This is a genomic window from Chryseobacterium suipulveris, assembly GCF_022811685.1.
Taxonomy (GTDB): Bacteria; Bacteroidota; Bacteroidia; order Flavobacteriales; family Weeksellaceae; genus Kaistella; species Kaistella suipulveris.
This window is the reverse complement of sequence record NZ_CP094532.1, coordinates 61,996-83,036: the sequence shown is the minus strand read 5'-3', so window position 1 is coordinate 83,036 and position 21,041 is coordinate 61,996. Positions and strand designations below refer to the sequence as shown.

Genomic DNA, 21,041 nt, shown 5'->3' with positions numbered 1-21,041 from the left:
TTTGAACTAATAATTTTGATAAAAGATTTGAAATATGAGTTATCATAAACTGGAAATTTATAATGTCTCTTTTGAGTTGTTCGCAGAAGCACACCAAATCTCATTTGTTTTACCCAAATATGAGCTTCACGAATTGGGAAGTCAGTTAAGGCGCTCGCTGATTCTGTCAACTCAAATATTATAGAAGGTTATGGAAGAAGAATGTATAAACAGGATTTTCTAAGATTTCTCCGGATGTCTCACTCCAGTTGCGACGAAACTTCTAATCACATCAAGAAGATTATGCGAGTTTATCCTGATTTAGAGACCGCAAGGTTCGACGAATTGAATGAAAAATACATTTCACTAAGCGTCCAAATCCACAACTTTATTGAATACGTTAAAAACAACTGGCGAACATAAACTAACAATCTTTTACGACTCCGCATCCACTGCAACCATTGCAACCACTGCAACCATTGCAACCTACACCAATCGCACCTTGCACCCTGCACGCACTGAACTTGAAACCTTAAACTTGAAACAAAAAAATAATGATCCACGACAAAGACTACATCATCCGTATCGTAAAACAGTTTTCCGAAATGCTTGCAACTTTGCTTTTAGGGAAAAATGAAGCAACACTTCCCGAAGAGCAGCAAAGAATCTTCGAGACCAATATGAACGATACCTTTAAAATGAATTTCGAAGAACTGAGTTCAAAATCCTCGGATGAAATTATCAACCTGGTCGAGCAAAAAGATTCTGCCCATCACATCCCGTATTTTGAACTTTTAGGTCATCTTTTTTACTTTAAAAATAAAGAAAATCCAAATCGAGATTTTGCCGAGAAAGCCAAAACTTTCTACGAAACCTACCTCCAGAAAAGCGGTATTTTCTCAATGCCCATCATGTCGAGAATTGGCGAACTGAAAAACTCGCTGTAACATTTTTGACAAAATTCCGTCTTATTCATTAAAATTCTTAATGAAAAAGCAAGCCATTTTATTGCTGAGCTTTATTGCTACATTCGCATTTTCACAGAAGAAATGGTCGCTTCAGGAGTGTGTGAATTACGCGGTAGAAAATAATCTGCAGGTCATCCAAAACCAATTTTCGACAAAAAATCAGGACTTGAACCTGAAAATTGCGAAACGCGAATACCTTCCGTCGGTTTCGGGAAATATCAACAATAACGCAAACTTCGGACAGGGAAGAGACGTGTTCGGAAACTCCAACCGAAACGATAATTTCACCAACAGCTCAAGCGTGGTAGCCGACATTTTAGTTTATAATAATGGTCGGCTTGAGAAAAGCATCCGTAAAACTGAATACGACGTCGAAGCGAGCCAGTTTGATTTGGAACGGGTGAAAAACGATATCTCGCTACAAATCGCACAGCAATACCTCTCCGTTTTACTGAACCGGGAAATTGAAAAAATTTCTGAAAGCGCACTCCAGAACGCCGACAAACTTTACCAAAGAGCAAAGATCACCACCGAAGTCGGGACTACCGCAAAGACAATTTTAGCAGAAGCAGAATCCGCTTTAGCCCGAGAAAAACAGAACCTGAAAACCGCGCAGATCAACACCAATCGAAACCTGTTTTCACTGGCAATGCTTCTTCAACTTCCAAATTACAAAAACTTTGATATTCAGGATGTTCCGTTGAAAGATATTTTAGACGCACCTTTGGTTTCCGCTGAAAATGTGATTAACAAAGCATACGAAAACCAACCTCAAATAAAGGCCGCAGAAAGCAGAATAAAATCTGCAGAAGCGCAAACCGAAATCACCAAAACTGCTTTTTGGCCAACAGTTTCTGCAAATGCGGGAGTCGGAACTTCCTACTTCAACTCATTGGTGACCAATACGGCGGGAGTTGATATCAACGGACAGCCGATCAAGGAAAGCGGTTTCTTCAAGCAATACAAAGACAATTTCGGGCAACAACTAGGTTTGTCGGCACGCATCCCGATCTTTAACAAGGGAATTACGCGGCTCAATGTGGAACAGTCAAAAATTAACGAAGAAATTGCCAAAACCACTTTGCTGCAGCAAAAGCAGGAAGTTCTTCAGAATGTCCAGAAAGCACAGTTCGACGCCGAAAGCAATTACGAAGCATATCTCGCCGCAATAGAAGCCGAAAAAAGTTCGAAGCTCGCCCTGGATTTTGCAGAGAAAAGTTATGAGGCGGGACGAACCACGATTTACGACCTCAACATTGCCCGAAATAATTTCGCCAATGCTCAAGGTTCCGTTGCACAGGCAAAATACAATTACCTGTTCAGCTTGAAGCTGCTGAATTTCTATGCGGGAATTCCCTTATCTTTATAGCAGAATTTGTCTGTCGCCACCGCAGATTCCCCTTCTCTGAAGGGGTGGATTCTGGACGAAGTTCAGAAGACGGGGTAGTTTTTAAAGTATGTCGATTACACAGTTAGAAAGATTTTTGCCCGAAAATGCGCTGCCTTTTTTGAGGAAATGGTTTGGCGAACACTATATCCACATCAAGATCACAAGAGAACGCAATTCCAAATTAGGCGACTACCGAAGAATGCCCGACAAATCTCACAAGATTACGATTAATGCTACTTTGCAGCCGCAACTTTTCTTTTTTGTCCTCACCCACGAACTTGCGCATCTTCTCGCATTGGAAAATTTTGGCAGAAGAATCGCACCTCACGGTGCAGAGTGGAAACACACCTTCCGCGAAATGCTTTTGGAAAGCATAGCCATTTACAGCGAAGATTTAAGACCCATTATCCTAAAATTTTCAAGATCACCGAAAGCAAACTTTATGGCAAGTCCTGATCTGGTGAAATATTTCCATATCGAAAATGTGGATGACGAAACATCTTATGTTGATGACCTGGAAATTGGTGACCGATTTATCTATAGGAAGCAGACTTTCGTCATAAAGGAAAAGCGCAAAATAAATTATCTTTGCAAAAACCTCGACAATGGAAAAGCGTATATTTTCAAACCATTGGCAAGAGTAGAAAAATTGACTTAGCAATGACAAAATCAAATAATTACTGCGTGATTATGGCAGGAGGAATCGGCAGCAGATTCTGGCCGATGAGTACCCAAAAATACCCAAAGCAGTTTCAGGATATTTTAGGGACGGGACGAACGATGATCCAGCAAACTTTTGACAGAATCAACAAAATCGTACCCGCGGAAAATATTTTCGTGATTACCAACAGAGAATACGTTTCGCTCACCGAACAGCAGCTTCCGCAACTGAGACCCGAAAATATCGTGGGCGAACCGATGATGAAGAATACGGCGGCCTGCAATATTTATATGGCTAAAAAAATCGCTGACCTTAATCCCGATGCAAATATGATTGTGCTTCCCGCGGATCATTTGATTTTAAAGGAAAACATCTTCCTGCGAAAAGTGGAGCTCGGCTTCAACCTTGCAGAAAAAAACGACTACCTCATCACTTTGGGAATTAAGCCGACGCGTCCCGATACTGGTTACGGCTACATTCAGTTTGTGGAGAAAAAGAATTCTGAATACTATAAAGTAAAAACCTTTACCGAAAAACCCGACCTCGAAATCGCGAAAACTTTTCTTGAAAGCGGCGACTTCCTGTGGAACGCGGGAATCTTTATCTGGAATGTGAAATCGATTCTTGCAGCATTTGAACTTTATCTTGAGGAAATGTCGCAACACTTCCAAAGCTGCAAGTACAATGCGAAAGGTGAATCAGCGTGTATTGATCTGATCTATCCTAAAGTGAACAAAATCTCGATCGACAACGGAATTTTGGAAAAGGCGAAAAACGTTTACGTAATTCCTTCGGATCTGGGATGGAGCGATTTGGGAACCTGGACTTCCGTTTATGAAAATGCCGAAAAAGACGAGGACAAAAATGCCATCAAGTCAAAACATATCTTGACCTACAACTCCAAAGGAAATATTGTGCGACTGAAAAGCCGAAACAAAGCGGCGATTATCGATGGTCTCAAAAACTTTATCATCGTCGATACCGATAAAGCATTGTTGATCTGTCCGCGCGACAACGACCAACTTATCAAAGAATATGTTCAGGATTTAAGAACGCTAAAAAAGGGCGACAAATTTATGTAACAAAAAAATCCATTCCGCGCGAATGGATTTTATATTTTTTTGATAACCTTCTGCACCTCAATCTCTTCCAAGCACGCCCAGTCGCCCCGGAAACATTCCTTATCGCCAAATACTGAGCAAGGTCTGCAAGTTAAATCCTTGATTTGCACGACATCATTTTCGCTTTGCCCATAACCGAGGAATCCCGCAAAAGGATGCGTCGATCCCCAAACTGAAACACAGCGTGTTCCTACCAAACTCGCCAAATGCATGTTCGCTGAATCCATCGAGATCATCAGTTCGAGGTGCGAAATTTTTTCGAGTTCCTGTTTTAAGGTCAGTTTTCCTGCGAGGTTTTCAGAATTTGGGATTTGGCTTTCCCAGTTGTTGAGGGTTTCAACCTCGTTCTTACCTCCGCCGAAAAAATAGATTTTATGTTGTTGGGAAAGAATTTTGGCGACTTCGAAAGTTTTTTCCAAAGGAAGCATTTTTCCCTTGTGTTGGGCGAAAGGAGCGATTCCGATTCCTGATTTTTCCTTGCTTTTCTCGCGGTAGTGGTGCGAAAGTTCTAGATTAAATCCCAATCCGCGGAACACCTCGGCGTAGCGTTCGGTATTCTTTTTCAGTTGCGTTTTCTCGAGATTCCAGATGTCGGTAAGGTGTTCTTTTTCATCCTTTCCCTTATCGATTTTTGAAACTTTGAATCCTTTTCTGGTGAAAATCCTGTCGAGGATTTTTGTTCTGATGACGTCGTGTAGATCTGCAACGTGTTTAAAATCAAATTCATCCATCAACTCTTTCGATAATTTTCGCATTCCGAAAACTCCTTTGTAGTCATCCAGATTGATTCCTTTGAAAACAAGGTTTGGAATTCCTTCGAAAAGGTCTTTGAAATTTTTTCGGGAAACCATCACGATTTCGACATTGGGATTCTGCTCCAGAAACTCAGTAATCACAGGAACTGTCATGGCAACATCTCCGAAAGCTGAAAATCGGTATGCTAAAATTCTCGTCACTTTTTGATTTGAAATGCTACTGCGTAAAACTTGATCTGCTTGGTCATCGCCATTAAACCATTGGCTCTAGAAGGCGACAGAAATTCCTGCAACCCGATTTCTTCGATAAACTTAAAGTCCGAATCCAAAATTTCCTGGGTGGAATGACCGCTGTACACCGAAACCAGAAGCGAAACTATTCCTTTCGGGAGAATTCCGTCGGAATCGGCGTTGAAGAAGAGTTTGCCGTCCTTGAACTCGGCGTCGATCCAAACCTGCGACTGACAACCTTTGATGAGGTTGGCTTCCGTTTTTTTGTCATCGGGAAGTCCTTTCAGTTCTTTTCCGAGGTCGATAATGTATTCGTATTTCTGTTCCCAGTCGTCAAGAAAGGAAAATTCGTCAACAAGTTCCTGCTGTTTTTCTTTGATGGTCATCGCTGAAATTTCATTTTTACAAAGGTAAGGAATTCGGCCTTAGAAATTCTTCTGCACGACCTTTTTGAAAAGCGCTGTAATTTTTGGTTCCTCTTTTTCCCAGCAAAGTTCGGATGCAGCTTTGTTAAGGTGGTCCTCATAAAACTTTTTACCGTTGCGCAAGACGATGCCGATTTTTTCGACGAGTTCCGAATGGTTCCCGATTTTTTCGCCTACCTCGAAACGTTCGATTACTTTTCCCATTTCGGGAAAATCCGAAACCACGACGGGAACTCTCTGCTGAATATAATCCGAAACTTTGTTCGGCATCGAGTAGTAGTAACTGAGCCCGTTGTTTTCTTCGATGCTTAAACCAACATCCGCTTTCTTGGTAATTTCGCGGAGTTTTTCGGGTAACAATTTTCCGAGAAATTTCACTTTTTCTTCCAGACCTAAAGTTTTAGTTAAAGCAACATATTCCTCTTTTTTGGGACCGTCTCCGCAAATCCAGAATTCGGCATTTTCAATATGCTGCATTGCAGGAATCATCTTGTCCAAACCACGGGATGGATTGATCACACCTTGATAAAGAATGACTTTGTTCGAATTAATTTCGGAGTAGTTTTGCGGGTTTTCAATTCTTAACGGAAAATTCTGAACGACGATCGGTCTTTCAATTCCGTAGGTTTTAGCAAACCAATCGGCGTAGCTTTCACTCGCCGTCATCACAAATTCCAGTTTGGGAACGATAGCTTTTTGAAGAAGCCGCCAGATTTTCTGGGTAAAGCGCCCATTGATTGCAGGCATTTCCGTGAAAATCTCGTGACTGTCGAAAACTAGTGGAATCCTAAGTTTCCTTGAAACAAGTCGGTTCGCCAAAAGCGTATCCAAGTCATTGGAAAGAAGAACGGTGTTTTTGTCGGCCCTCTTTAAAAGCTCAAAATACAGTTTCCAGTTAAATTCGGGATAGGCGAGTTTCAGCGATTTTGACTTTAACAAAATCCGCGAAAAAGGGTACGGTCGCTGCATTTCTGGCAAGCCGCCCCAATCGTTTCCGATGAGTTCGATCTCGTAACCGTTTTCGGATAAAGTTCTGCAAACCTTTTCTACACGTTGGTCTGTATATAAATTATTGAAAACGCTTACCAAAACTTTCATTGCTGAAAATTAGTCTTTTTTCAGCAAATGATACGCCTGAATTACGCAGAGAATTGCATTGGGAATAATGATCGGCCACAAATAATCACTGTAAACACCGTAGATTACGAAGAGAATACAGCCAATTAAATTTACGATTCTGATTTTCTTAATGTCTTTCAGCACAAAACTCAGCACTACGAAGAATGATGCGCCATAGCCGATGTAGTTGGTAATTTCAGGACTCATTGCTTTAAAAATTTGGGGTGACAAACCTAATCATTTTCAGTGAATTGAAGAAATCATTTCTGCCATAAAGTCATTATTTATTTTTGGTAAAGTATTTGTAACTTTGATTATGGCTAAAGAATTTTTTTCTTTACCTTTAAAAACAGATTGAGACAAGATTATGGATCATAAATTCTCCAACGGTTTGGACCAGGTGTTCAAACAAAGTAAAAATGAGGCAAGACGTTTGCAGAGCGAATTCCTGAATACCGAGCATTTCCTTTTAGGAATTATTAGAACAGAAAATTCCGCACGCGACATCCTGCAAAATCTGGGAGCAGATTTAACGCAAATCAGAAGAAAAATCGAAACGATGGCAGTTGCAAGTTTGAACCCTTTCAATGCCGAAAGCGACAAGATTTCGTTTACCAAGATGGCGGATCAGGCAGTGAAACGCTCCGAACTCGAGTGCAGACAGTACCAAGGTTCGGAAATCAACACGGTGCATCTTCTTCTCGGAATTCTTTACAAATCCGAAGATCCCACCACCAATATTCTCGGTTCCTACGATATCGACTACGAAAGAGTGACGAAGGAATACCAAACGATGCTGAAAAATTCGGGGCAAAATCCGAAAATGAGCGCCTACGACGATGACGAGGAAAGAGAGGAGTACGGACAGATGCGTAAACCAACGGGAAATATCGGAACAGGAAAAAGCAAAACGCCGACTTTAGATAATTTTGGAAGAGACCTCACTTCTTTGGCAAGAGACGGAAAACTTGACCCTGTAATCGGAAGAGAGCAGGAAATTGAAAGAGTTTCCCAAATCTTATCGAGAAGAAAGAAAAACAATCCGTTACTTATCGGTGAACCTGGAGTTGGTAAATCTGCAATTGCTGAAGGTTTGGCGCTGAGAATTCACCAGAAAAAAGTTTCGCGCGTGCTCTTCGGAAAACGGGTGATCACGCTTGATTTGGCGAGTTTGGTTGCTGGTACGAAATACCGAGGTCAGTTCGAAGAAAGAATGAAGGCGATTATGACCGAACTTGAGAAAAACCGCGACGTAATCCTCTTCATCGATGAGTTGCACACGATTGTGGGAGCAGGAAGTTCAACGGGAAGTCTCGATGCATCAAATATGTTTAAACCTGCTTTGGCGAGAGGAGAAATCCAATGCATCGGTGCAACCACTTTGGACGAATATCGACAGTATATCGAGAAAGACGGCGCGCTCGAAAGACGTTTCCAAAAAGTGATGGTGGAACCGACTTCCGTGGAAGAAACCATCCAGATTTTAAATCAGATTAAAGACAAATACGAAGACCATCACAACGTCATTTACACCGATGAAGCGATTGCGGCGTGTGTGAATTTGACGTCGAGATATATTACAGACCGTTTTCTACCAGACAAAGCCATCGACGCGATGGACGAAGCTGGATCGAGAGTGTATATCAAAAACATGAAAGTTCCGACCGAAATCATCGACCACGAAAAGAAAATCGAGGAAATCAAGGAACAGAAACAGAAAGCAGTAAAGGCGCAGGATTATCTTGAAGCCCGAAAACTGAAAGATGAAGAGGAAAGACTGCAAATCGAGCTGAACCTTGCTCAGGAAACCTGGGATAAAAATGTGAAGGAAAAGAAAGAAACCGTAACCGAAGAAAATGTTGCGGAAGTGGTTTCTATGATGAGTGGAATCCCTGTAACCAAAGTCGGCAAAAACGAACTCGACAAGTTGGCTCAAATGGACACGATGCTGAACGGAAAAGTGATCGGACAGGAAGAAGCCGTGAAAAAAGTCGTGAAAGCGATCCAACGAAATAGAGCCGGACTGAAAGATCCAAACCGACCAATCGGAACGTTCATCTTCCTTGGAACAACGGGTGTCGGGAAAACCGAGCTCGCCAAAGTAATGGCCCGAGAACTTTTCGATTCCGACGACGCTTTGATCAGAATCGATATGAGCGAATATATGGAAAAATTTGCCGTTTCGAGATTGGTAGGAGCTCCTCCAGGATACGTTGGTTACGAAGAAGGCGGTCAATTGACGGAAGCTGTTCGCAGAAAACCTTATGCCGTTGTACTTTTAGACGAAATCGAAAAAGCTCACCCTGATGTTTTCAATATCTTATTGCAGATTTTGGACGAAGGTTTCGTAACCGATTCTTTAGGCAGGAAAATCGACTTTAGAAATACGATCGTCATCCTTACTTCCAACATCGGAACGAGAGATTTGAAAGATTTCGGCGACGGAGTAGGATTCGGAACCACTGCGAAAAAATCGACTTCGGATGCACGTGCAAGAAGCACCATCGAAAATGCACTGAAGAAAGCTTTCGCACCGGAATTCCTGAACAGAATCGACGATATCGTGATTTTCAACAGTTTGGAAAAAGACGACATCTCGAAAATCATCGATCTGGAACTCAACAAGTTGTATAAGCGTCTGGAAAAACTCGACTACAAAGTGGAACTTACCGAGGATGCGAAAAACTTTATCGCTGAAAAAGGTTGGGACAAAGACTTCGGAGCGAGACCACTAAAACGAGCTATCCAAAAGTATATCGAAGATCTGCTTGCGGAAATGCTGGTCAACAAGCAGCTTTCAGAAGGCGAGACCATCGTGCTGCAACTGAACGAAGCCAAAGATGCTTTGGAAGGAGCAAGTGTGAAAAAGAAAGAAACGGCGAAATAATCGCGATTTCAGATACAGAAAAACCTTGTCGATTTTGACAAGGTTTTTTTGTTTTGATTTAATAGTCAAAAATAGTTGGTAAAATTCTTTGTAATACCGATTATTAGATGCGATTACAAAAGTTTATTGAACTTTGTTTCAATAAATTTTTTTTATGTCTGAAAAATCAAAAAAAATCGTTGTTGGTGTTGTGGAAGTTTGGATACCATTTCGTGGGGAAAACAGAAAGGCAAGAGGCGGTTCAAGTGTAAGAACTGCGGGATTTACTTTACGCTTGAAAACAAATCCGTAAGTTTAAAAAATAAAGAGATTTGGTTCAGGAAGTGGATCATAGGTCGACAAACTTACGAGCAGATTTCAATTGAATCCGGATATTTGATCAGTACGCTCCAACGATATTTTAACCTTATGCTGGCAAAGGCTCCACAGCTGAGTTACAGTCAGAACAAGGAAGTCTATCTTTTGATTGACGCCACATATTTTTCCAATGAAATCTGTCTTGTCGTTTTTAGGGACGATGTCTTCAAACAAACCCAACTTTACAGAATAACCGATGGTGAACACTTTGAAGAACTTAGGGAAGATCTTCAAAATATTCTTGATTTGGGTGTAAAAATTGGTGGGATTACGTGCGACGGAGATAAATCCCTGATTAAGGCTATTAGAAAGGTATGCCCGAAAGTTCCGATGCAGAGATGCCTGGTGCATATCCAGAGAATGTGCAAGATATGGCTTTCCGCACATCCTAAAACAAGGGCAGGATTCGAGCTCCGAGAGATTGCGTGTAAACTTCACTTTATCGACTGCGAGTCAAAAAAGCAATATTGGATACGGGAGCTTGTGGATTGGTTCGAGCAGCACAAAGAGTTTATCAATGAAAAATCTTACAATGAGGAAACAGGAAGGTATTGGTATACTCACAAGATGGTGAGGCGAAGTTTTTCAGTGATCAAAAAGGCGCTTCCAAATATGTTCACCTTTCTACAGAATCCTAAGATACCGAAAACCACCAATGGTCTGGAATCCTTCTTCGGACATCTGAAAGGCAATCTGAATATTCATAGAGGACTTACTAAAAGTAGGCGCAAAAAATTCATTCAATGGTATCTTTTCTATAAAAACCAGAAGTGATGAAAGGTTTTTTAGCCATTTGGCTGTTCCGATAATTTATTAAAAAGGATGGTCGAAACCATCCCTCTAAACTATCGTTTACAGCGTCAGTTGTATTGCTGGCGAGTTGCACCTCTGCATGGCTCGCTTCCTCTTCCAACCAACAGCCGAATATTACAAATTATTTTTTAAAAAAACACCAACTATTTTTGACCACATTACCTTTGTTTTTCAATTGCTGTCTAATTCTGAAGAAAATTGTGATGGGCTATAAAACCACCCCGTCTTCTCGTTCCTCGAAGACACCCCTCCAAAGGAGGGGAATTCCGATCTTCTCAGAAAACGTAGTGTTTATTTAATTTCCACGCAGCCTACTCTTCCGCCCGCATTTCCGGTTGGCTGAGTTTTGAAGTCATCTTCTGCAGCGTGAATAATTAAAGATTTGCCAAGAATATTTTTGCTTTCATCTTTACAGCCAATACACCATTGGTCGGTCTTAAAGATTTTTCTTGCAGTTCCGTCCTTATCGGCAGCTAAGTTACCGATATCACCTTTATGGTAAGAATCGGTTCCCCATCTTCCGTGGTTGTGACCGGTCGGATTCCAGTGTCCACCAGCAGAACTTGCATCAGCAGTTGAGCAGTCTCCTTTTTCGTGAATGTGAACCGCGTGAATTCCGGGAGTGAGTTTGTAAACGTTCAGGTCGAGTTCAACCGTTTTTCCGGTTTGGGTGAACTTAGCGGTTCCCTGTGTGTTGGTTCCGCTTTTCGCATCGATTGCGTAGTTTTTGGTGGTGGTACACGATACAGCAATAATTGCGCTGCATGCAAACAGAGAAAATGTTGCGATTTTCATAATTTATTATTTTAATGTTGGTTTATTCTGCGGCTCCGAAACCATAATTGCAGTTCAGACAGAAAAAAATACGGTTCGGCTCAAAATATTTTCAGCAAATCCCGTTCCGTAATATTTTTGTTCCATCAAATTATGCTCATGAAAACTCATTATTTATCAAAAAGTTTTTTTCTGCTCCTTGTCCTTTCAGGATTATGGCTCAATGCTCAAATTACAATTTCCGGTAAAGTTACGTTTAAAAATAAAGGGATGAAAGATATTTCAGTTACTTTAAAAGATACCTACGACGGCGCTACAACCGATGAAGCAGGAAATTATTCCTTCCAAACGTCAGAAAAAGGAAACCACATCCTGGTTTTTACAAATCCTAGATTTGTTGAAATAGAAAAGTCAATTTCTGTCGGCAATGAAAATCTTTCTATAAATTCTGAATTAAAGGAACAGATCTCAGAAATCGACGCAGTGACCATCACCGCCGGTTCCATCGAGGCAAGCGACAGAAAACGGGCGACCGTTCTTTTGACACCCATCGATATTTACACGACAGCAGGAGCGGATGGACAGATTTCTTCCGCCTTAAATTATCTTCCTGGAGTGCAGAAAGTTGGCGAAAACGAAGGGCTTTTTATCCGCGGAGGAACAGGTGCGGAAACGAAAATCTTTATAGACGGAAGTTTGATCAATAACTATTTCACCAATTCCGTTCCCGGAATTGCGGGTAGAGACCGCTTCAACACTTCATTATTCAAAGGAAATATTTTTTCGAGTGGAGGTTATTCGGCACTTTACGGACAGGCGTTGTCGGGAGTTCTGCTTTTAGAAAGCGTGGATTTGCCCGCAACAACTTCTTACGATTTCGGCATTTCTCCGCTTTTTGCGAGTGCGAATTACCAGAAATTATCCGACAGTAAAACCTATTCGTACGGAGCGAGTTTGGGCTATTTCAACCTCGGTCTGGTTCAGAAAATCCTTAAATACAATACCGATTTCAGCAAACCGGCACAAGGTTTCGGTGGGGACGTGAACTTCAGAATGAAAACGAAATCAGGCGGAATGTTCAAATATTACGGCAGTTTCGACACCAACCAAATGGCAGTAAAATCCCAAAGTTTGGAACCCGAATACGACAAAACCAAAGTGGATTTGAACGCTTCAAACCAGTTTCACAACCTCTCTTTTAAACAAAAGTTGGGAAGCTACCTTCTGAACGCGGGAACCACGATTTCTTTCAACGATTCGAAACTGAATTTTGCCACGATAAAAAATGAAACCGAAACGCCGCAAACTGATTTTGATACCAAAGGAAACTACTTCAATTTGAAGACGGTTTTAGAAAGAAAATTAGGGAAAATTAGTGCTGTTCGTGGCGGAATGGAATTTAACAATTCGCATGATACCAACAACTTCGGTCAGGACCATAACGATTTGATCTCCTCTTTTTTTGCGGAAACTGATTTGGGATTCAGCAATAATTTTTCTGCGAAATTGGGTTTAAGGGCTGAAAATTCTTCTTACCTGCACCAAACGAATTTTGCACCGCGGTTTGCGTTAGGATACCGATTCACAAAGAATTTGACCGGATCTTTAGCTTACGGAATTTTCTACCAAAACCCAGAAAGCAAATATCTGAATTCTGATGCTCCACTAAGTTTTCAGCGGGCGGAACACTATGTTTTCCAGTTGCAGCAAAACATTGAAGGTCGAAATCTGAGAGCCGAAATTTTTTACAAAGATTACAGCAAACTCATTAAAACTGTAGGGAATCAGTACGTTCAAACTGCCATTAACAACGATGGAAACGGATTTGCAAAAGGTGCCGAAATTTTCTGGCGAGACCGAAAAACCTTTAAAAATATCGACTATTGGATTTCTTATTCTTACCTCGATTCTAAAAGGGATTTTATGAATTACCCGGTGAGTTTGGTTCCCAACTTTGCGGCGAAACATACGCTTTCTGTAGTCGCTAAAAAGTTTGTGACCGAGTGGAAAACCGGCTTTAACCTTTCCTATACTTACGCTTCAGGACGGCCTTATTACGACATTGTTTCACAAAACCAAACCAACATTATCCGCCACGAAGGAACTTTGAAGGATTACAGCGGACTGAATTTCAGTTTGAATTATCTGCCAAATATTGGGAAGAAAGATTCCAAGGCGTTTACGGTTCTTGTGTTAAGCGTTTCAAACATTCTCGGAAACAAAAATGTGTACGGCTACAATTTTTCCAACGACGGTTTGAGAAGTTCTGCGGTGGTTCCACCTGTTAATACGTTTGTATTCATCGGTGCTTTCATCAGTTTCGGTGTCGATAAAACGAATGATGCGATCAACAACAATTTATAAGTCATAAGATTGAGGACAGAAGTGATGACGATTCGGGAACAAAAATTAACCTTTCAGAAAAAAATAATTTCAAACTACGGATTCTTGAAATACCTTTGATTCATCAAAAAACAAAAACTAAAAAATTTAAGACAATGCAAAAATTATTCTTAGCAATCCTGCTGTTCATCGGAGTTACAGCTTTTGCACAAACCGCTTACGAAAAAACAATGACCGAAAAAATCGGCAAAGTTGAAAGTCATCTTTCCGCCGACGAATTTACAGCGCTCGCCAACGATTTCACCAGAATCGGCGACAAAGAAAAAACACAGTGGCTTCCTTATTATTATGCAGCTTTTGCAAGCATCCAGAAAGGTCGAATGGCAATGCAGTCCGGTAAAACTGCGGAACTCGATCCGATTGCGGACGAAGCACAGAAGTCTTTAGACAAAGCTTCTGAACTCAGCAAAGACAATGCGGAAATTCTGATCCTTCAGAAAATGATTCACGGTTTGAAAATGATGGTCAATCCTCAACAGCGATTTATGAGCGAAGGAATGCTCGCTGCAGACGCACTAAGCAAAGCCGAGAAACTGGATGCCGAAAATCCGAGAATTACATTAATGAAAGCTGAAGACACCTACTTCACTCCGGAACAATTTGGTGGAAGCAAATCCAGAGGTTTGGAACTCTTCCAGAAATCACTTTACCAGTTCAAGGTTTACAAGGCAAAATCTTCGCTGGATCCTAACTGGGGAAAAGGAGAAGCTGAATATTTCTTAGCACAAAAACCTTAAACTAAAAATTTAGTTCAACAAAAAATCTCCCTCTTTCGGGAGATTTTTTTATTGGTGTTAAAGTCCGTAAACAATTCCGACGTGTGGAATAAATCCGCCAGCGAAAACCGATTTGTCTCTGTTATACAGAACATTGTACATTCCGCCGATCTGCATATAGGTTCTTTCGCCCAACCTTTGCATATAACCACCGCCGAGATAAAGTGCAGACTCGTTTCCTGAGTATTTCACATCATTAACTTTGTCTTTTTGGTTGATGAAATATTCCTGAAACATCCCGCTCAAAAAGAAGCTTCTGGAAAAATAGTAATTGGCGAATGGACCGACTCCGACCATTGTCGAAGAATAATAACGCGAATTGCTCCATGAAAAATTTCCTGCTATTCCAGCTTCGAAATCCTCGGTTACTTTATACCCAAATCTTGGAGTAATGTAGAGCGTAGTTCCACCTCCACCGCTTCCGAATGCACCGCCTAAACCTGCGTAACCGCCGAAAGTCCATTTGGAATCACCGATTTGCGCGGAAGGTAATCTGGTTCCGATTTGTGAAAATGCGCAAAAGCCAGTGAACATCAGCGAAAGGAAGACTATTTTTTTCATCGTACTGAATTTTAGGTTTTTCTATGTGGCAAATTTATACCATTTATTTCATAATGAAACTTTTAGAATCTGTTGCGGATTTAGAATTAATATTATCATCTCTAATTATGGGCTTTCCTAATGGCGTTGTCTGTCATTGCTAAATGAAATGCCTTTGCGCTCCTAAAAAATGAAGTCATTTAGTAAAAAATTCTTTGCGGACTTTGCGAGAAATAATATTCGCAAAGCCAGACAAAGTTTAATTAATTCTTATTGCTCCAATTAAATGATAAACAAAGGCGCTACCGCTTAGTAAAGATATACAAAGATACAAATGCCCAGCATTTTAGAATTAATAGTTGTAATTTTGCGGGGTGAAACTTTCCCTTGACGAAAGCGTAGCATTCAAATGAAAATAGTAGTAGGTTTATCGGGCGGAGTAGATTCCAGTGTTGCCGCCTATCTTTTAAAAAAGCAGGGACACGATGTGGTCGCGCTCTTTATGCGAAATTGGAACGATGCATCGGTTACTTTGGAAGACGAATGTCCGTGGATCGAGGACAGCAACGATGCTTTAATGGTCGCCCAGAAATTGGGAATTCCTTTCCAGGTGATCGATATGAGCGAGCTCTACAAAGAAAAAATTGTGGACTACATGTTTGCCGAATACGAAAAAGGAAGAACTCCAAATCCTGACGTCCTCTGCAACCGCGAAGTAAAATTTGACGTTTTTCTGAAGACCGCACTTTCTCTGGGTGCAGATAAAGTCGCAACCGGACATTACGCAAGAGTGGATTCTACCACCGATGAAAACGGAAAAGAATTCTTCCATCTTTTGGCAGGAAAATACAATAACAAAGATCAAAGTTATTTCCTTTGTCAGCTGAACCAGGAACAATTGTCGAAATCGCTGTTCCCGATCGGTGAACTCACAAAACCTGAAGTTCGCGAAATCGCCAAAGAAATCGGATTAGTAACCGCAGATAAAAAAGATTCACAAGGATTATGCTTTATCGGAAAGGTGAGTTTGCCGACATTTCTTCAGCAGCAGCTTGAACCAAAAGAAGGCGAAATTGTAGAAATTTTTGAAGATTTCGCACAATTTCATCAAGAAAAACCATCTTTTTCAACAAAATTGAAAGAACTTGAATTCCTTTCAAAAAAGATATCTTACCAAAAATCCGATGGAAAAGTAATCGGAAAACATCCCGGAGCGCACTATTTCACGATTGGTCAAAGCAAAGGTTTGGGAATTGGCGGTCACAAAGAAAGCTGCTTCATCATCCATCGTGATATGGAAAACAACATTCTCTACGTTGGCGAAGGCAAAAATTTCCCCGGACTTTTCAGAAAAGCTTTAAAGATCGAGAATTCGGAAGTTCACTGGGTTCGTGCAGATTTACGGTTGAAAAACGGAGAGTCAATGAAGGTCAAAGCACGAATCCGTTACCGACAACCTTTGGAAGAAGCGACTCTTTATCAGTTTGACGAAGGATTTTTCATCGAGTTTGAAAATCCGCAATCCGCGATTGCAGAAGGACAGTTTGCCGCTTGGTACGATGGTGAGGAATTATTGGGAAGTGGGGTGATTTCGTAAACTTCTCTTATTTAACAAAACTTAAATAAGAAATTCCTTATTTAAGTTTTTTGCTGTTTTTATTAAATAATACATTTCTTGTTTAAAAATTATTGTACATTTATGAAATAACTCCATTTTTTATTGATGGAAAATTTCAAATCTGGACAATATATCAATCAAGGCTATTACAAAAGTTTTCAGCCCAATCTTATTAATCGTGAGTGGATGATTAATGATCCTGAAATTCTTTCTCTTCTAAGCAAAGCAGATCGAGAGTTGGGAAGATTAGACACTTATTCTCACTATGCAAATATCGATTTGTTTATCAGTATGCATATTGTAAAAGAAGCGACACAATCCACAAAGATTGAAGGTACACAAACCAATATTGAAGAAGCTTTTTTACAAAAAGAAGATTTGACACTGGACAAACGTGATGATTGGGAAGAAGTTCAGAATTATATTACTGCGATGAAAGCAGCTGTTGGGGATTTGGAACATTTGCCAATTTCTTCTCGATTGATTAAGAATACGCATAAAACTCTAATTTCTGGAGTTCGTGGCGAACACAAACTTCCAGGAGAATACCGAAAAAGTCAAAACTGGATTGGTGGAGCAACAATTGATGATGCGGTTTTTGTGCCGCCTGTACATACTTCAGTTCACGAATTAATGTCTGATTTGGAAAAATTTGCTAATGATGAATTTAATATTTTACCTGACTTATTAAAGGTGGCAATTATTCATTATCAGTTTGAAACGATTCACCCTTTTCTGGACGGAAACGGACGTATTGGCCGCTTGCTTATTCCCGTTTATCTCGTAAGCAAGGATATCATAAGGCAACCTATTCTGTATTTGTCGGATTTCTTTGAGAAACACCGAAGTCTTTATTATGAAAACCTAATGAAAGTAAGAAAAGAAAACGATTTGAAACAATGGTTGAAATTTTTCTTGGTTGGCGTCATCCAAACAGCAAGAATTGGGGTGGAAACTTTTGATGGAATCTTAAATCTTCAGAAAGAGATTGAAGAAAAACTGAACAGTTACAAAGGTAAGACAGATGATGCTCGTAAAATCGTTGCTGAACTTTATATCAATCCTTTGACCAACGCTCACAAAGTTGAAAAGCTTATCGAGAAATCTTACGGTTCGGCGTACAAACAGATTGCAATTCTCGAAAATCTCGGAATCATAAGTGAAATCACAGGTGGACAACGCGGGAAAATATATGCGTTTCAAGAGTATATTGATCTTTTCAAAAAATAATTTAGCGCGACAACCAATCCTTAAAATCCTTCACTCGATCCCTGCTCACCGTGATTTCTTCCGCAGGTTGGAATTCCAGCTCCACTTTGTAATACGGTGAAGTGTGGATGTTCTTGATAAATTCGGAACTGATGATGAACTGTCGGTTTACGCGGAAGAACTTCATTTCATCAAGAACTTCCTGCAGCTCATCCAAAGTAAAATCGGTGGGAAAAGTCCTTTCTTTGGTTTGAAGGTAAACGATCTTGTTTTCACTAAAGAAGCAGGAAACCTCATCGGTCTGCACAATTTTTAGGTTATAGCCAATCTTTACCAAAATTCTCGACAGCTTCTGTCTTTCATTTTTAATTAAAGATTTGATTTCCATTGAATTATGTGAGCGTTCCGAAGGCAAGAAACTCTTGTATTTTTCAATGGCTTTCTTAAGGTCATCTTCCATAATTGGTTTCAGAAGATAGTCGATGGAGTTGAGCTTAAATGCCTTCAAAGTGTACTGGTCAAAAGCCGTGGTGTAAATGATAAAGCTCTTTGTCGGCACTTTCTCAAAAATCTCGAAAGACAAACCGTCACCTAAAACGATGTCAGAAAAAATCAGGTCAGGTGCTTCATTTTGAGAAAACCATGTAATTCCCTCTTCCACAGAATTAATCGTCGCAACCAATTCTAAATCAGTGAATAAACTCAAAAGTCGTTCGAGTTTTCTTGCTGCTGGTTTTTCGTCTTCGATGATGATGGTCTTAATTCTCATTGTTGTTTCAAGTTTCATATTAACTAACCCGTCAAAATTTCTTACAAAATTTTGCCACCGCTTCAGAGAAGGGGAATTTTAGTGATTACTTTTTCTTTCTTTTTCCATCAGCTCACGGATTTTTCTTTCCTCCCAGTTTCTTCCGAGGATGAAGTTGGGCAGAAAAACATAAAGTCCATGGATCGCTAAACCAATTCCCCAAAGTCCGATCCCCCAATCGTGAACCTCGATACTCCCGTGTTTTTGGAATTTTAGTAATAGGATAAAAGCGTTGACTACGACGTAAACCATTGCGTGAATATAAAATCCCTTGATTTGCTTTACTCTTTTTTTGGCTTGCAAGTATTTAATGTTGTCTTCCATTTTTTTTATATTTTTCCATTAACTCTTTTGTTTTTCGCTCTTCCCAATTGTGAAGCTTGGGAACAAAAAGGTAAATTCCATAGCCAAGAAGAAAAATTCCCTGTAGAATCAACATAAAAACAATGTACTCGGTCTTGAAATTAAAAATATTATTGCTATAATCTTTATAAAGCAAGATAAAAGCAACCATAATGTAACCTGCAACAAACCAATAAAAATTTGAAATTTCTTTTACTCTTTTCTGCGCTTTTTTATAAAGCAACTCGTCGTTGTTGATGTTATTTTCCATAATTATTTCCATTTTTTATTGTTTTCCTCTTCTTTTTTCATATAATTTCTGATTTGTCTTTCTTCCCAGTCGCTACCAATTCCGAACACTTTAACGGCGTGAGAAACCACACCGATTCCCCACCCGAAAAGCGGCCACCAAAACCATTGGTATTCCGGAACAGTTCTCAGGTTGATAAAGATAAGAAAAGGGATGAAAATACAGTATGAGATTAGGTTTCCGTAGAATCCTTTCAATTCGTCCACTCTCTTTACAGCTTTGTCATAAGCTGCTTTTTCGTTGTCGTTGGTTGTTGTCATTGGTGTAATTTTTTGTGTTAACATTGGTATTTTTACCTTGAAAAACGCGTCGGATTTTTCAACATATACATTGTGTTTTGTGAGCAGCGCATACCGTTGTACGATATTCGAAAGTCCGATTCCGGCGCTTTCTTTCACCTGTTCCCTTTGTTGCAGGTTGTTTTCGATAATCAGGTTTCCGTTTTCAGAATAGATCTTTATTTTCAGCGGCTTCGCCGATGTTGCAAAATTATGTTTGATGCAGTTTTCTAATAACAGCTGAAGCGAAAGCGGAACCACAAATGATTTTCTGTCATTTTCATTGACATTGAATTCAAAATCCACGCTGTCCTCAAATCGTGTTTTTAGTAATTCGCAGTATGTTTTGGCAAAATCAAGCTCTTCTTCCACCGTAACCAATTCTTTATCCTTTTGCTCCAGAACGTATCTGTAAATCTTTGACATTGAGGAAGTAAACCTTTGTGCCTGATTTGGATTTTCATCAATTAAAGAACTCAAAACATTCAAAGAGTTAAACAGAAAGTGCGGGTCGAGTTGATTTTTCAATGATTCGAACTGTGCGTTTGCGGATTTCGCGATCAGCTTCTGTTCTACCACCTCTTTCTTCGATGCCTTCTTCCATTCACTCATAAAACTTTTGGCATGCAGGAAAGCTGAGATTAGTAACGCAATATTAATCATCAACCAATTGACAAACCCAACCGAACCCGAGAAGAACTTGGAAAATGGAACATTTTGGATTAGGACGAAATTCACGTAATTGCACAGCAGAACCAAAGCCGCGTTTACAAAAAGAACCGCGATTACGCCGAGAACCGCCCTGGTTCTGGTGTGCTCAATCCAGGAAAATTTTCTGCTCAAAAGATTATTGACCACACCGTTTCCGCCACCGATCACTAAACTGTACAGCGAAGCAACGAGAATGCTGAGAATGAGATTCTGGATTGTCTTGTCACCTGTAAAAAAGGTGAAAAAGAACACTCCCGTAATCAGGGAAACCCAAAGCAGCGATATGATTTCTTTTTTGGTCATGGCTTAAATTCGTGAACAAAGATATTCGGGATTAAATTTAATTAAAATAAAAATCTGCTGAACGGTTAATTTTTGAAACTGAATGGGAATTAATGACAAATGGAGCAGAGATTATTTGCCACAAATGCACGAATATGCAATATATTCATTAATAGCTTTCAAAAATTTGAATGTAATAAAAGCAAGAAACTTCAAACTATTTTGAAACTTTCCTGAACCAAAAGAGTATTATCGCTGTTTTTAGTTCAAATTTTTATTCGTGA

Annotated in this window: 21 protein-coding genes; 11 read left to right on the top strand and 10 right to left on the bottom strand. The window is 40.1% G+C overall.

What is annotated here, in order from left to right:
• Positions 1-201: 201 nt before the first annotated feature.
• The 5 genes from MTP09_RS00405 (at position 202) to MTP09_RS00385 (ending at position 4,080) form a co-directional block, all read left to right on the top strand.
• Positions 202-402, top strand: a complete 201-nt coding sequence (locus tag MTP09_RS00405; protein WP_456237124.1) for a four helix bundle protein — start codon at positions 202-204, stop codon at positions 400-402.
• Between the two features lie 131 nt (positions 403-533).
• Positions 534-926, top strand: coding sequence for a hypothetical protein (locus MTP09_RS00400; RefSeq protein ID WP_243549607.1), 393 nt, complete (start codon positions 534-536; stop codon positions 924-926).
• Between the two features lie 40 nt (positions 927-966).
• Entirely contained in the window at positions 967-2,316 is a 1,350-nt protein-coding gene (locus MTP09_RS00395; protein WP_243549605.1) for a TolC family protein, read from the top strand.
• Positions 2,317-2,404: 88 nt separating this feature from the next.
• Positions 2,405-2,995 (top strand): SprT-like domain-containing protein, encoded by a 591-nt coding sequence (locus MTP09_RS00390; RefSeq protein WP_243549603.1) that lies wholly within the window; start codon positions 2,405-2,407, stop codon positions 2,993-2,995.
• A gap of 2 nt (positions 2,996-2,997) precedes the next feature.
• Positions 2,998-4,080, top strand: coding sequence for a mannose-1-phosphate guanylyltransferase (locus MTP09_RS00385; RefSeq protein ID WP_243549601.1), 1,083 nt, complete (start codon positions 2,998-3,000; stop codon positions 4,078-4,080).
• A 29-nt stretch (positions 4,081-4,109) separates the two neighbouring features.
• Here MTP09_RS00385 and MTP09_RS00380 read toward each other — a convergent pair whose 3' ends face one another.
• The 4 genes from MTP09_RS00380 to MTP09_RS00365 are packed head-to-tail and all read right to left on the bottom strand — an operon-like array spanning position 4,110 to position 6,856.
• The gene (locus MTP09_RS00380) at positions 4,110-5,075 is read right to left on the bottom strand and encodes a glycosyltransferase family 9 protein (protein ID WP_243549599.1); all 966 of its coding nucleotides are present in this window, start codon (positions 5,073-5,075) and stop codon (positions 4,110-4,112) included.
• A complete protein-coding gene (locus MTP09_RS00375) occupies positions 5,072-5,491 on the bottom strand; it encodes a SufE family protein (RefSeq protein ID WP_243549598.1) in 420 nt (139 codons plus the stop codon). The genes MTP09_RS00380 and MTP09_RS00375 overlap by 4 nt, the downstream gene beginning before the upstream one ends.
• Positions 5,492-5,530: 39 nt before the next feature.
• A complete protein-coding gene (locus tag MTP09_RS00370; RefSeq protein WP_243549595.1) occupies positions 5,531-6,628 on the bottom strand; it encodes a glycosyltransferase family 4 protein in 1,098 nt (365 codons plus the stop codon).
• Between the two features lie 9 nt (positions 6,629-6,637).
• Positions 6,638-6,856: a uroporphyrinogen decarboxylase gene (locus tag MTP09_RS00365; protein WP_243549593.1), complete on the bottom strand. Its 219-nt coding sequence runs from the start codon at positions 6,854-6,856 to the stop codon at positions 6,638-6,640.
• Between the two features lie 160 nt (positions 6,857-7,016).
• Between MTP09_RS00365 and MTP09_RS00360 the strand changes: the two genes are divergently transcribed.
• On the top strand, positions 7,017-9,536 hold the full coding sequence (locus MTP09_RS00360) for an ATP-dependent Clp protease ATP-binding subunit (RefSeq protein ID WP_243549591.1): 2,520 nt from the start codon (positions 7,017-7,019) through the stop codon (positions 9,534-9,536).
• 198 nt (positions 9,537-9,734) lie between these two features.
• Positions 9,735-10,667, top strand: coding sequence for an IS256 family transposase, variant Zn-binding type (locus tag MTP09_RS00350; RefSeq protein WP_456237123.1), 933 nt, complete (start codon positions 9,735-9,737; stop codon positions 10,665-10,667).
• 330 nt (positions 10,668-10,997) lie between these two features.
• On the opposite strand, the gene MTP09_RS00345 is transcribed toward MTP09_RS00350, so the two are convergent.
• The gene (locus MTP09_RS00345; protein WP_243549589.1) at positions 10,998-11,501 is read right to left on the bottom strand and encodes a superoxide dismutase family protein; all 504 of its coding nucleotides are present in this window, start codon (positions 11,499-11,501) and stop codon (positions 10,998-11,000) included.
• A 132-nt stretch (positions 11,502-11,633) separates the two neighbouring features.
• Here MTP09_RS00345 and MTP09_RS00340 point away from each other — a divergent pair, with 132 nt between their 5' ends.
• Together MTP09_RS00340 and MTP09_RS00335 are read left to right on the top strand one after the other, a co-directional pair.
• Positions 11,634-13,844: a TonB-dependent receptor gene (locus tag MTP09_RS00340; RefSeq protein WP_317618764.1), complete on the top strand. Its 2,211-nt coding sequence runs from the start codon at positions 11,634-11,636 to the stop codon at positions 13,842-13,844.
• Between the two features lie 134 nt (positions 13,845-13,978).
• On the top strand, positions 13,979-14,620 hold the full coding sequence (locus tag MTP09_RS00335) for a hypothetical protein (RefSeq protein WP_243549585.1): 642 nt from the start codon (positions 13,979-13,981) through the stop codon (positions 14,618-14,620).
• Between the two features lie 57 nt (positions 14,621-14,677).
• Here MTP09_RS00335 and MTP09_RS00330 read toward each other — a convergent pair whose 3' ends face one another.
• Positions 14,678-15,220, bottom strand: a complete 543-nt coding sequence (locus tag MTP09_RS00330) for a hypothetical protein (RefSeq protein WP_243549583.1) — start codon at positions 15,218-15,220, stop codon at positions 14,678-14,680.
• Positions 15,221-15,608: 388 nt separating this feature from the next.
• Between MTP09_RS00330 and mnmA the strand changes: the two genes are divergently transcribed.
• Together mnmA and MTP09_RS00320 are read left to right on the top strand one after the other, a co-directional pair.
• Positions 15,609-16,796, top strand: coding sequence for a tRNA 2-thiouridine(34) synthase MnmA (gene mnmA / locus MTP09_RS00325; protein WP_243549581.1), 1,188 nt, complete (start codon positions 15,609-15,611; stop codon positions 16,794-16,796).
• Positions 16,797-16,922: 126 nt separating this feature from the next.
• Positions 16,923-18,047 (top strand): Fic family protein, encoded by a 1,125-nt coding sequence (locus tag MTP09_RS00320; RefSeq protein WP_243549579.1) that lies wholly within the window; start codon positions 16,923-16,925, stop codon positions 18,045-18,047.
• A gap of 1 nt (position 18,048) precedes the next feature.
• Here MTP09_RS00320 and MTP09_RS00315 read toward each other — a convergent pair whose 3' ends face one another.
• From MTP09_RS00315 to MTP09_RS00300, 4 genes are read right to left on the bottom strand one after another with little or no spacing between them, the layout of a single operon-like run.
• The gene (locus MTP09_RS00315; RefSeq protein ID WP_243549577.1) at positions 18,049-18,813 is read right to left on the bottom strand and encodes a LytR/AlgR family response regulator transcription factor; all 765 of its coding nucleotides are present in this window, start codon (positions 18,811-18,813) and stop codon (positions 18,049-18,051) included.
• Positions 18,814-18,873: 60 nt separating this feature from the next.
• Positions 18,874-19,158, bottom strand: a complete 285-nt coding sequence (locus tag MTP09_RS00310) for a 2TM domain-containing protein (protein WP_243549575.1) — start codon at positions 19,156-19,158, stop codon at positions 18,874-18,876.
• Positions 19,142-19,447 carry a 2TM domain-containing protein gene (locus tag MTP09_RS00305; RefSeq protein ID WP_243549573.1) on the bottom strand — a complete coding sequence of 102 codons (306 nt, stop codon included), beginning with the start codon at positions 19,445-19,447 and terminating at the stop codon, positions 19,142-19,144. The genes MTP09_RS00310 and MTP09_RS00305 overlap by 17 nt, the downstream gene beginning before the upstream one ends.
• A 2-nt stretch (positions 19,448-19,449) precedes the next feature.
• Positions 19,450-20,778, bottom strand: coding sequence for a 2TM domain-containing protein (locus MTP09_RS00300; protein WP_243549571.1), 1,329 nt, complete (start codon positions 20,776-20,778; stop codon positions 19,450-19,452).
• Positions 20,779-21,041 lie beyond the last annotated feature (263 nt).